Below are 11,192 nucleotides of genomic sequence, written 5' to 3'. Positions count from 1 at the left end.
TTTCCACACCGCCTGTCGGCGCAATGCCGCTACTTCGGGAAAGCCGCATTTGCCTTCACCTCCGCTATCTGGAGGGTATGCCGTGCGGTATGTCCGGCGATAAACAACATCGAGTGGTACGCGTCGACCGGCCCGAACGGTGAGTCTGCAATATGGTTGCGCAGGTCATCAACCGATACGCCTTTAAGGTACGAACGTATCACTTTGCGCTGCGCGCGGAAGTCAGCCATCGCCGCTTTTACATCCTGATAAGTTCCTTCACCAATCAGCGCCGCCGGCGCTTCGGCCTTGTGGCTTCGGTCGGTAATGCCGTCAATAAGCTGTTGGTCCGTTATGGTCACCTCTGCCTTCCGTTCGGGATTTGCGGGATTTGCCAGCGTCTCTTTGGCCATGTCAAAGAGCATTTTCTCCGTCTTGATAATGTGCTCGACGCATTGGCTGATGGACCACTCATTAGCCGACGGCTTATACTGCAACTGTGCGCTGGTTAGTCCATCCAAGTGCGCTTTCAACTGGTTTTCTGTTTTCCGGTAATAGTCCAACAAGAATGCTTTGTCATGTTGCACGGAAGCGACGCCAGCGAGCGGTTTTGTCGTGTTGGGGGCAACCTCCCGCTGCGTAAATGAAAACGCAATAAAGGCTGCTCCCAAAAGCAATAATTTTTTCATGATGTTATGCTTTGTTTGGTTCAAAAATAATGATGTTGGCCCAAATGGATAGGTGGCAGTTGCGACATTGTTGGGGGATGTTTACGACAAAAGCAGCGGTTGGCTATACTTGGAGTTATTCAGATAAAAATGTTATTTTCAATTATTTTCCATTTATTTGGTCGATGAGGACTCGATGTAAATAATGATTATCCTTTGTGTCAATATTATTTACATCTCGGTTTCGGAGCGTGCAATTAGAAAAATATGAAAATTACCCGCACGGAGATTTATCGTCTCAGCATCCCGATGGAACCCTTCGCTATTGCTACGGGTACCATGGATTATGCACAGAATACGTTTATCCGCATCCGTACAGACCGTGGGATATACGGTGTCGGCGAATGTTCGGCCTTCCCCATGATTGTGGGTGAAACGCAGGATACCTGCCTGGCGCTGGCGCGGGATTTTGCCCGGTTGTGGAAAAACAAAGACCCGTTGGCCATTTCGGAGCGGCTCAACGAGCTTGATACATTTGTGGCTCGCAATACGACCATCAAAAGTGCGTTTGATATGGCCTTGCATGACCTAGCTGCAAAACACGCCGGACTGCCACTTTACCGTTTCCTCGGAGGGAACGTACGTGATATCGTAACGGATATCACCGTGGGTATTGCTAGTCCGGCAGCCATGGCAGCCAAAGCCCTGGCTTTTAGAAATCAAGGGGCGGCAGTACTTAAAGTAAAACTTGGAAGAGAACCGGCGGAGGACATCGAGCGTATCCGTGCTATCAGGAGGTCGATCGGGGAAGACGTACCCATCCGCATAGACGCCAACCAGGGATGGGATTATGAGGAGGCCGTTGCTGCACTAAAGGGGTTGCAGCTGTTCAATATCCAGTTCTGCGAGCAGCCCTTGCGGAGTTATAACGACGACCTCTTGCCACAATTGCGTCGGGAAACCACCATCCCTATCATGGCAGATGAAAGTTGTTACAATCATCACGATGCGGTGCGCTTGGCTACCGACAAAGCCTGCGATTACATCAACATCAAACTCTCCAAATCCGGGGGGATAGTTGAGGCTTTACGCATTCAGCAAGCTGCGGCAGGCTATCACATCCCCTGCATGATTGGTGGCATGTTAGAAAGCCGTTTGGCTCTTTCAGCCAAGGTGCATTTTGCTTTCGCCGCACCTAATGTGCAGTTCTTCGATATGGATACATGCTTACTTGGTCACCTTGAGGATCCGGTGGTAGGCGGAGTTCAGTTCCGTGGCTATGAGCTGTCATTATCCGGGCAGCCCGGTATCGGCGCGGAAATCGACGCTGCATTCCTCAGCAGGTGCGAACGCTGGGAGGTTTGACGGTGGTTATTTCGGACTTCCTACTTCGTGCCGAAAGTTCTACCTTTGTGTCTGGATTAAACAACGTATAAACAATAAATGCGATATGAGTAAAGAAAAAGGACCGATTTCACAGTTTATCGAAAAGAATTACCTGCATTTCAATGCGGCTGCGCTGGTCGATGCAGCCAAAGGTTACGAAGCACACCTCGACGCGGGCGGTAAAATGATGATAACCCTTGCCGGAGCTATGAGTACTGCCGAGTTAGGTATTTCGCTGGCCGAAATGATTCGGCAGGACAACGTATCCATTATCAGTTGTACCGGTGCCAACCTCGAAGAGGATATCATGAACCTCGTTGCCCATTCGCATTATAAACGCGTACCCCATTACCGAGATCTGAGTCCGCAGGATGAATGGGACCTCTTGGAAAATCACTATAATCGGGTTACAGATACCTGTATACCCGAAGAAGAGGCATTCCGTCGTATCCAGCAGCATATCCACAAAATATGGAAGGATGCCGAACAGGCCGGGGAGCGGTATTTTCCACACGAATACATGTACAAACTGCTGAATAGCGGTGTGTTGCAGCAATATTATGAGATTGATCCTAAAAACTCGTGGATGTTGGCAGCGGCCGAAAAAAACCTCCCCATCGTCGTTCCGGGGTGGGAGGATAGTACCATGGGCAATATTTTTGCGTCTTACGTAATCAAAGGAGAACTGAAAGCCGCCACCATGAAAAGTGGTATCGAATACATGGCTTACCTTTCAGACTGGTACATCGGCAATTCCGGTGGCAAAGGTGTTGGATTTTTCCAGATTGGGGGTGGTATTGCTGGTGATTTCCCCATATGTGTGGTACCCATGTTATATCAGGATCTGGAGATGGAAAACATCCCTTTCTGGAGTTATTTCTGTCAGATATCAGATTCAACCACGTCCTACGGTTCGTATTCCGGGGCGGTACCTAACGAGAAGATCACTTGGGGCAAGCTGGATATAAACACGCCGAAATTTATCGTTGAATCCGATGCGACGATTGTTGCACCCCTTATCTTTGCATGGATATTGGGCCAATAGTTGGTTTTTTTTGCTAATTTGAAGATGCCAGCACCTGCTATAAATACGGTTGATCCCGTTGCGCTTCGCTACTTGATGACAGAAACAGTTTTCAGTGTCGAGGATGGATCGGCCGATACACTTGTAGAAACGCGAACCGGGTCGAAGGGATCAGAACCCCATAAACCTGAACAGGCGGCACCGTCATTTGTTTTTTTTGGCCAGAATAAGCGAAACTACTTGTTTTTGAGCGACGAAAAACAACATGAATGGATGTCAGAAGTCGCTATGGATGCGTTTGTCAAAACATTGGCTGCGTTGAAATTAGCGGCAGATGATGTGGCGCTCTTGAACTTGGCTAAGCTAGCGGAGCCCCCTTCGATTGGCCAACTTGCCCTATTTTTTAAACCCAAAGTAGTTGTCAACCTCGGTACCAAATTCGTTTGGCCGGAACAGCACGACGTCAAACTGTTTCACACCTACGCTTTTGGCGACATGTTAGCCGATGCCGAAAAGAAGCGTGCGTTTTGGACTACCATAAAGCATTTGTTGATATGATTCAATTGGTCTTTGCTACCAACAATGCCCACAAGCTGGAAGAGGTGCGGGCAGTAGTGGGCGATAAATTCCACATCCGTACACTCGCGGAAATCGGATGTACGGACGATATTCCGGAAACCGGCGATACATTTGAGGCCAATGCGTCTCAAAAAAGCGACTACCTGTTTACGCGGTACGGCTGTGATTGTTTCGCCGATGATTCCGGCTTAGAAGTTGTAGCATTGGGCAATGAGCCCGGCGTGTATTCCGCGCGGTATTCAGGTACACGGGATATGGAAAAGAATATCGCACTGCTGCTAAAGCGGCTTGGCGACCGACCCGACCGCACCGCACGCTTCCGGACTGTTATATCCCTTCGAATAGGGAATGAAGAGCATTTTTTTGAAGGGGTGGTCGAAGGAAAAATCGGCTACAAATGCGAAGGCGATGGTGGGTTCGGCTACGACCCGCTATTTACGCCGGTGGGTTACCAAAAAACATTCGCCCAAATGAAGTCAATAGAGAAAAATGCGATCAGTCATCGTGCCCTCGCAGTAGCGAAATTGGCCGATTTCCTAAAGGCAAACTATTGATTACAACCAACGGCAAGCGCGACGTAAAAGTTCCGTTATACATCCTTCGGGGTATAACCATTTTAGCTTTTGTGGTGATTGTTATTAATAAAATTTTATATTTGGTCGCAAAAACAACCACATGTTGCAAAGGCGTGGGGTAATGAACTAAACATAAACAGTTATAAATAGACAATATTGTAATGATTTCTTTTCAGATCAAAACGAACCCAACCGAATATGACGCGATTGTAGTGGGTTCTGGTGCTGGCGGCGGCATGACTGGCTATGTACTCGCCAATGCCGGCCTAAATGTGCTGATGTTGGAGGCAGGGCCGTTTTTCGATCCTGCAAAGGATGCGATGCAATTACGATGGCCGTGGGAATCGCCCCGCCGGGGCGCCGGCACCGTTCGCCCCTTCGGTGATTTTGATGCCGCTTATGGCGGTTGGGTACTGGACGGAGAACCCTATACGCATGTGCCGGGCACCTCGTTCGACTGGTTCAGGGCAAGGATGCTTGGCGGCCGTACCAATCACTGGGGCCGTATTTCTTTGCGTATGGGCCCGGATGATTTTAAGCCGACCGATGGAATCACCGACGAATGGCCGATCAGCTACGACGAAGTGAAGCCCTATTACGATCGTGTCGACCGAATGATCGGTATATATGGAACGGTAGAAGGCATACGTAATGAGCCAGACGGCATCTTCATGAAACCACCTAAGCCACGGCTCAACGAACTGTATATCAAACGCGGTGCCGAACGGGCTGGGGTACCGGTGATAGCCGGCCGGGGTTCGGTGCTCACTGAAGCGTTACCGGATGTCGAAGGTCGCGGAACCTGTTTCTATTGCGGCCAATGTGGTCGTTCGTGCCGGGTTTATGCGGATTTCTCTTCATCCTCTTGCTTAGTCATGCCGGCTATGAAAACAGGCAATTTAACGGTTATTGACAACGCGATGGTGCGTGAAGTACTTACAGACAGCGAAGGACGCGCTAAGGGCGTGTCGTATGTCGATACCCGCGACTTACAGGAACACGAGGTGCGGGGTAAGCTGGTGGTTTTGGGAGCGAGCGCTTGCGAGAGTGCAAGGCTTATGCTGAATTCTAAGTCAGCGGCGCATCCGGGTGGTCTGGGCAACAGTAGTGGACTCGTAGGACGTTATCTACACGATTCTACCGGAGCCAGTGCCGGCGGCTTCCTGCCACAACTCCTTGATCGGAAACGCTACAATGAAGATGGGGTGGGCAGTGTGCACATCTATTCGCCCTGGTGGGGGGATAACCAAAAGCTCAATTTCCCTCGTGGATACCATATCGAATATGGTGGTGGCTTGCACATGCCGTCTTATGGGTTTACGAACTGGGTGCCCGGTGTTAATCATATGGTGCCCACCAGAGACGGCGGACAGCGCGAGCAAGGCGGTTATGGAGCATCACTTAAAGACGATTATCGCCGCTTTTATGGTGCCAGCGTAGGCATGGCCGGTAGGGGTACGGCGTTGGCACGTTACGATAATTACTGTGAGATCGACCCCACCCGTGTCGACAAATACGGTATACCCGTTCTCCGCTTCCATTATAAATGGGCCAATGAGGAGATTGCACAGGCTAAGCATATGCAGGAAACCTTCCGCGAAATCCTCCACGAAATGGGCGCTATCGTGCCAGGGGCAATGCCGGGGCCGGAGTCATCGTATGGTTTGGAAGCTCCGGGAAAAATCATCCATGAGGGCGGCACCACGCGTATGGGCGACGATCCGAAGAAATCGGTGCTCAACAAGTGGGGGCAGTCGCACGATTGCAACAACGTTTTCGTGGTAGACGCGGGACCCTTTGTGCAACAGGGCGATAAAAACCTCACGTGGACCATCCTTGCCTTGTCGATGCGCACAGCGGATTATATTTTAGAGCAACGCAATAAACTGAATATCGGATAATAGAAACGACGGATATGAACAGAAGAGACACCTTAAAGGCGCTCGGCCTAGCTGCCGCCGCAGGCGGGGCACTGATGCTTGATTCCTGCGGTACCAAAGAAGCAAAAAAGGACGCGGCGACAGCAGCTGAACAACTGCCCGGGGTAACGGATATCGAGCATGAGCGCAATAGCAAGCTGGCTGAAGAACAGTTTTTTACTACCCACGAGTTGGCGACTATCGGGGTGTTAGCCGATATCATTATCCCGGCCGACGACGTTTCGGGCAGTGCCACCGATGCAGGTGTGCCCGATTTTATCGAATTCATGGTGAAAGATATACCGAGTTATCAAACACCCATAAGGGGTGGGCTCAAATGGTTGGATGTGCAATGCCAGCGGCGATACGGCAATGCTTTTGCGAAATGTGAAGCTGCACAGCAATTGCAATTGGTAGATGAGATCGCTTATCCGGCGAAAGCCAAACCGGAGATGGTCCGAGGAGTGTCATTTTTCAACCTCATGCGTGACCTCACTGCCTCGGGCTTTTTCACCAGTGAAATCGGGGTAAAGGATATTGGCTACGTAGGTAATAAGCCCGGGGTTTGGGACGGCGTGCCAGAAGATGTACTTGAAGCACACGGTTTTAAAAGTGCTTGGGGATAAGGCCCCATCTGACAACTGAGAACAAAAAATAAGCAGATGAAAACGATATTAGTCCCAACCGATTTCTCGGAAAATGCGTTTGTCGCTGCCGCATATGCCTGTGCATTGGCGGAAGCCTCAAAACAAAAAGTGCAATTACTGCACGTCTACATCGCCCTGTATTCGGGCTTCGGCGAAGAGGGCAACAGTGTAAAACAAATAAAGCTAGCCGAGACCGAATCGGCGGCTGCTATGAAAAGCCTCTTGGAAAGTCTAAGCAATCAGTTTCCCGGTGTGGATATCGAGGGTGAATGCATTAAGGGGTTTATGATCGACGTGGTGACAAACAAGCTTAAAAAGAACGAGAATTCGTTGATCGTCATGGGAACAAAGGGGGTCACTAATATTGCCGAGAGTATTCTGGGCAGCACCACCTATGAAGTCATTAAGAAGTCACCCGTACCTGTACTGGTGGTTCCGATAGATACTCCCGATTTTTCATTCAAGCGGGTAGGGTTCTTCACTGCTTATGATGACCATGAACTGGACGCATTGATGACATTCCAGCAGGCTATTAACCTGAAACCCCATTTGTCAATGCTCCATTTTTATAAGGAAAACGACTCCACTCCCGATAAGGAGCTTAGCCGTTGGCAGCGGAAGGTCGAAACTGCGTTCCCGGACTGGCCGGTCTCGTGTAAAACGATACCGGTGGATAAAGTTGATATCAACGCCGTAACCCAAGAGACGAAAGCCGATGGATTAGACTTACTGGTATTTGCGAGGCCACATAAATCATTCTTCGAGAAGATTTTCAGGCCCAGCCTCACCAAAGCAATAGCCAATTACCCAACGGTGCCTTCGCTGTTTATAAAAACGTGAGCCTCGGATTATTTTCGCGCCGTAAAGTCGCAATGAAGCTTGTCGTTGCACGAAGGCGGATAATGGAGGGCATTGACATAAGGAAAAACAAAAGAGCTTGGTTAGGTTTGATAGCCATCCTCACTTCGGTAACAGTAAGTGGCTGGCTCGATGGGCCGCTGCCGCAACCCAACGATTCACTAAAAAAAGTCTTCCAAGCCGATTTTTTAATCGGTACGGCATTGAATCTCGGTCAAATCGATGCGACGGACGGTTCGACCAATAAGCTGATCAAACAGCAGTTTAATGCCATCACTGCCGAAAACATCATGAAGGCCCAGGTCATCCATCCACGGTGGGGGAAGTTTGATTTTGATGCGGCCGACAAGTTTGTAGCCTACGGAGACCGACACGGCATGTATATCGTGGGCCATACCCTAATCTGGCACAGTCAGTTGCCTTCCTTCGTTCAGACAATTACACAAGTGGATTCCCTTCGGCAATTCATGGACCTGCATATCCGCACCATCGCGAAACGTTATGCGTCGTCGGTTGACAGCTGGGACGTCGTAAACGAAGCCCTTAATGAGGACGGCTCATGGCGCGAATCGGTATTTTACAAGATTCTGGGTGAGGATTACATCATAGACGCTTTTCGGATAGCCGCCGAAGCCGCTCCCAAAGCCAAGCTGTACTATAATGATTATAATATCGAACAGCCAGCGAAGCGGGCTGGTGCCATCCGGTTGATCAAGAAGTTGCAAGCGGCAGGCGTACGCATAGACGGCGTGGGTATACAGGGGCATTGGCACGTGGATCAATTACCGCTAGAAGCCATTGAACAGAGTATCCTCGAATACGCTGCCTTGGGCCTCGAGGTCGCCATCACTGAACTCGACTTGGAAGTGTTGCCGCGCAACTTCCAAGGAGCCGACGTGAACCGGCGAATGGCGACGCATCACCCGGCGCTAAACCCCTATGTAAACGGTTTGCCGGATAGCGTGCAACAGCAATTGGCGGCCGATTACGAAAGTTTATTTCGACTTTTCCTGAAACACGGGAATCACATTAGCCGGGTAACATTCTGGGGCGTGAACGATAAGTATTCGTGGCTCAATAACTGGCCAATCCGTGGGAGGACAAACTATCCACTGGTGTTTGATCGCAATAATCGACCCAAAGAAGCTTTCTTCAAGATCATCGGTGTTAAAAACGCACCGTAGCCCGTTTTATGCCCATCACATGACGCAAAGGATAGGTATGAAGCGAGAAATCTTCGATCCCGAACCGCTGCAATAAGGAAGGGTAATGTACTTTTTTGCAAATTTTGCAAAGAAGACAGGTATCTTTTACGTATTTTGCGTCGGAACCATTTATAGCGTAAAAGAGACCAATCGTATGGCCATTATCACCATTTTGTTAAGTATCGCCGCCATCGTGCTGCTTATTACCAAATTGAAACTGCATCCTTTTTTATCCCTGCTGCTGGTCAGCATCGTATTGGGATTGGTTAGCGGCATGGGCTCCGAAGGGGTAATCCAATCTATCCAAGATGGCTTTGGTGGCACAATCGGAAAAATCGGATTGGTCATTATCTTAGGTGTTCTGATTGGCGCATTTCTTGAAAAGTCGGGTGGCGCAATGGTGCTTGCCAATACCATGTTGGCGTTTATCGGAAAGAAACGGGTGATTACCGCCATGGGTATTATCGGCTACATAATCTCCATCCCGGTTTTCTCCGATAGTGCGTTCGTACTGCTTTCTTCGCTTAATAAAAGTCTGACAAAAAAAGCAGGTCTCTCATTGGCTGGAACCGCGGTAGCGCTAGGGTTAGGGTTGTCCTGTACGCATGCATTGGTACCACCTACACCCGGCCCGATTGCCGCCGCAGGCATCCTCGGTGCCGATTTAGGTCTGGTAATGGGATTGGGGATGATTGCCGCTGGCGTGGCGCTGGCCGCCGCTTTGCTTTTTGCTCATAGGGTAGCGGCAAAGGTGTTTGTAGACCCAGGCGAAATAGATGAAGAACCGGCCCTTGTCAATGTGTACCGCCCCAGCTTGTTCAGTTCATCGCTTCCTATCGTCATACCTATCGTGCTGATTATCGGCAAATCGCTATCAACTTATATTGACAGTGATGGCTGGCCCGGATACATAGGTTACTTTTTCACTTTTTTCGGTGAGCCGGTGATCGCACTGTTAATCGGCTTTGCGTGCTGTTTATTGCTTCCGAAAAAGTTAGATAAACAGATGCTATCCACTGATGGCTGGGTTAACGAGGCATTAACGGATTCGGCAACGATCATCATGGTTACGGGCGCAGGCGGCATTTTCGGTGCTGTGTTGCAAAACTCGGGGGTGGCGAGCACGTTGGGCGACCTCCTCACATCGTCTAACCTGGGTATTTTACTTCCATTCCTACTGGCGGCGGCCTTGAAGAGCGCGCAAGGTTCATCTACGGTTGCATTAATCACCGCCGCATCGGTGACGGCACCGCTGATGGGGGCGTTAGGTTTCGTGAGCGAGCTCGATAAAGCCATGGTTGTTCTCGCGATAGGAGCGGGGTCCTTGGTGGTTTCCCATGTCAACGATAGTTTCTTCTGGGTACTCACCCAAATGACCAAAATGGGGGTGAAAACGGGTTACAAGTTGCATACCACCGGCACGTTGATCATCGGCACCACCGCGATGGCGGCCGTGTACGTGATGTTCTGGCTGTTGCATTAAGGAAAACACGAGTTCCTCCGATAAATGTGAAAGGCAGCTTTCTAAAGGCCGTTGGCCCTTACTGTAATTTCTGCAATATCGAGCACTTCTACCTCCTGCTCTTTTTCTTTCGCTTTCACCCCGTCGCGTAACATCGTCATGCAGAATGGGCAAGCGGCAGCGATTATTTCGGGCTGCGTTTCTAGGGCTTCTTCCACACGTTCCACATTGATATCTTTATAACCTTGCTCGGGCTCTTTGAACATTTGCGCTCCACCGGCACCGCAACAGAGTCCATTACTTCGACAGCGTCTCATCTCTATCAGCTGCGCATCTAGGCTTTCCAGCGCTTTACGGGGCGCTTCATATACGTTGTTGCCGCGCCCGAGGTAACACGGATCGTGGTAGGTGATACGCCGGCCCTTGAATGATTCGCCGCCGGCTGCTTTCAGCTTTCCACTGTCAATCAATTGCTGTATTAATTCGGTATGATGGATTACCTCGTAATGACCACCTATATCGGGATATTCGTTTTTAATGGTGTTGAAGCAATGCGGACAGGCCGTGACGATTTTCTTCACTTCATAGCCGTTGAGCACCTGGATATTTGCCATCGCTTGCATTTGAAAGAGGAATTCATTGCCCGCCCGTTTTGCCGGATCCCCCGTACAGCTTTCCTCCGTACCGAGTATAGCGTATTTAATACCTACATGTTGTAGTATCTTGCAGATATCGCGCGTAATGCGTTGTGCGCGCTCGTCAAAACTGCCCGCACAGCCCACCCAAAAGAGGATGTCTGCCGTTTCCCCCTTAGCCACCAGTTCGGCCATCGTTGGTATGGTTAACGTAGTCATTAGTCGTCAGTCGTTAGTCATAAGTCGTCAGTCGTC

Annotated in this window: 11 protein-coding genes; 9 read left to right on the top strand and 2 right to left on the bottom strand. The window is 49.9% G+C overall.

Annotated elements, in window-relative coordinates:
• Positions 1-29: 29 nt before the first annotated feature.
• Entirely contained in the window at positions 30-668 is a 639-nt protein-coding gene (locus tag VNQ80_RS20680) for a DinB family protein (protein ID WP_325642316.1), read from the bottom strand.
• A 246-nt stretch (positions 669-914) separates the two neighbouring features.
• On the opposite strand from VNQ80_RS20680, the gene VNQ80_RS20675 reads away from it, so the two are divergent.
• The 9 genes from VNQ80_RS20675 (at position 915) to VNQ80_RS20635 (ending at position 10,323) form a co-directional block, all read left to right on the top strand.
• The gene (locus tag VNQ80_RS20675) at positions 915-2,012 is read left to right on the top strand and encodes a dipeptide epimerase (RefSeq protein ID WP_325642314.1); all 1,098 of its coding nucleotides are present in this window, start codon (positions 915-917) and stop codon (positions 2,010-2,012) included.
• An 85-nt stretch (positions 2,013-2,097) separates the two neighbouring features.
• The gene (locus tag VNQ80_RS20670; RefSeq protein ID WP_325642312.1) at positions 2,098-3,078 is read left to right on the top strand and encodes a deoxyhypusine synthase family protein; all 981 of its coding nucleotides are present in this window, start codon (positions 2,098-2,100) and stop codon (positions 3,076-3,078) included.
• A gap of 75 nt (positions 3,079-3,153) precedes the next feature.
• Entirely contained in the window at positions 3,154-3,615 is a 462-nt protein-coding gene (locus VNQ80_RS20665) for a hypothetical protein (RefSeq protein ID WP_325642310.1), read from the top strand.
• Positions 3,612-4,190, top strand: coding sequence for an RdgB/HAM1 family non-canonical purine NTP pyrophosphatase (gene rdgB / locus VNQ80_RS20660; RefSeq protein ID WP_325642308.1), 579 nt, complete (start codon positions 3,612-3,614; stop codon positions 4,188-4,190). The genes VNQ80_RS20665 and rdgB overlap by 4 nt, the downstream gene beginning before the upstream one ends.
• 182 nt (positions 4,191-4,372) lie before the next feature.
• Positions 4,373-6,112, top strand: coding sequence for a GMC family oxidoreductase (locus VNQ80_RS20655; RefSeq protein ID WP_325642306.1), 1,740 nt, complete (start codon positions 4,373-4,375; stop codon positions 6,110-6,112).
• 14 nt (positions 6,113-6,126) lie between these two features.
• On the top strand, positions 6,127-6,756 hold the full coding sequence (locus VNQ80_RS20650) for a gluconate 2-dehydrogenase subunit 3 family protein (RefSeq protein ID WP_325642304.1): 630 nt from the start codon (positions 6,127-6,129) through the stop codon (positions 6,754-6,756).
• Between the two features lie 36 nt (positions 6,757-6,792).
• Positions 6,793-7,617: a universal stress protein gene (locus VNQ80_RS20645; RefSeq protein ID WP_325642302.1), complete on the top strand. Its 825-nt coding sequence runs from the start codon at positions 6,793-6,795 to the stop codon at positions 7,615-7,617.
• Between the two features lie 32 nt (positions 7,618-7,649).
• Complete coding sequence (locus VNQ80_RS20640; RefSeq protein WP_325642300.1) at positions 7,650-8,819, top strand: endo-1,4-beta-xylanase; 1,170 nt, start codon at positions 7,650-7,652, stop codon at positions 8,817-8,819.
• A gap of 175 nt (positions 8,820-8,994) precedes the next feature.
• Positions 8,995-10,323: a GntP family permease gene (locus VNQ80_RS20635; protein ID WP_325642298.1), complete on the top strand. Its 1,329-nt coding sequence runs from the start codon at positions 8,995-8,997 to the stop codon at positions 10,321-10,323.
• Between the two features lie 41 nt (positions 10,324-10,364).
• Here VNQ80_RS20635 and VNQ80_RS20630 read toward each other — a convergent pair whose 3' ends face one another.
• The gene (locus VNQ80_RS20630) at positions 10,365-11,156 is read right to left on the bottom strand and encodes a (Fe-S)-binding protein (protein WP_325642296.1); all 792 of its coding nucleotides are present in this window, start codon (positions 11,154-11,156) and stop codon (positions 10,365-10,367) included.
• Between the last annotated feature and the right edge of the window lie 36 nt (positions 11,157-11,192).

The organism is Parapedobacter sp. (assembly GCF_035556095.1).
In the GTDB taxonomy this organism is placed as follows: Bacteria; Bacteroidota; Bacteroidia; order Sphingobacteriales; family Sphingobacteriaceae; genus Parapedobacter.
Note: the sequence above shows the minus strand (reverse complement) of the source record. Positions and strands in the feature narration are given on the sequence as shown.

Excerpts from the sequence above, each read along its gene's own strand:
- VNQ80_RS20680 (WP_325642316.1), bottom strand. The coding sequence starts at position 668 with ATGAAAAAATTATTGCTTTTGGGAGCAGCCTTTATTGCGTTTTCATTT.
- VNQ80_RS20675 (WP_325642314.1), top strand. The coding sequence starts at position 915 with ATGAAAATTACCCGCACGGAGATTTATCGTCTCAGCATCCCGATGGAA.
- VNQ80_RS20670 (WP_325642312.1), top strand. The coding sequence starts at position 2,098 with ATGAGTAAAGAAAAAGGACCGATTTCACAGTTTATCGAAAAGAATTAC.
- VNQ80_RS20665 (WP_325642310.1), top strand. The coding sequence starts at position 3,154 with ATGACAGAAACAGTTTTCAGTGTCGAGGATGGATCGGCCGATACACTT.
- rdgB (WP_325642308.1), top strand. The coding sequence starts at position 3,612 with ATGATTCAATTGGTCTTTGCTACCAACAATGCCCACAAGCTGGAAGAG.
- VNQ80_RS20655 (WP_325642306.1), top strand. The coding sequence starts at position 4,373 with ATGATTTCTTTTCAGATCAAAACGAACCCAACCGAATATGACGCGATT.
- VNQ80_RS20650 (WP_325642304.1), top strand. The coding sequence starts at position 6,127 with ATGAACAGAAGAGACACCTTAAAGGCGCTCGGCCTAGCTGCCGCCGCA.
- VNQ80_RS20645 (WP_325642302.1), top strand. The coding sequence starts at position 6,793 with ATGAAAACGATATTAGTCCCAACCGATTTCTCGGAAAATGCGTTTGTC.
- VNQ80_RS20640 (WP_325642300.1), top strand. The coding sequence starts at position 7,650 with ATGAAGCTTGTCGTTGCACGAAGGCGGATAATGGAGGGCATTGACATA.
- VNQ80_RS20635 (WP_325642298.1), top strand. The coding sequence starts at position 8,995 with ATGGCCATTATCACCATTTTGTTAAGTATCGCCGCCATCGTGCTGCTT.
- VNQ80_RS20630 (WP_325642296.1), bottom strand. The coding sequence starts at position 11,156 with ATGACTACGTTAACCATACCAACGATGGCCGAACTGGTGGCTAAGGGG.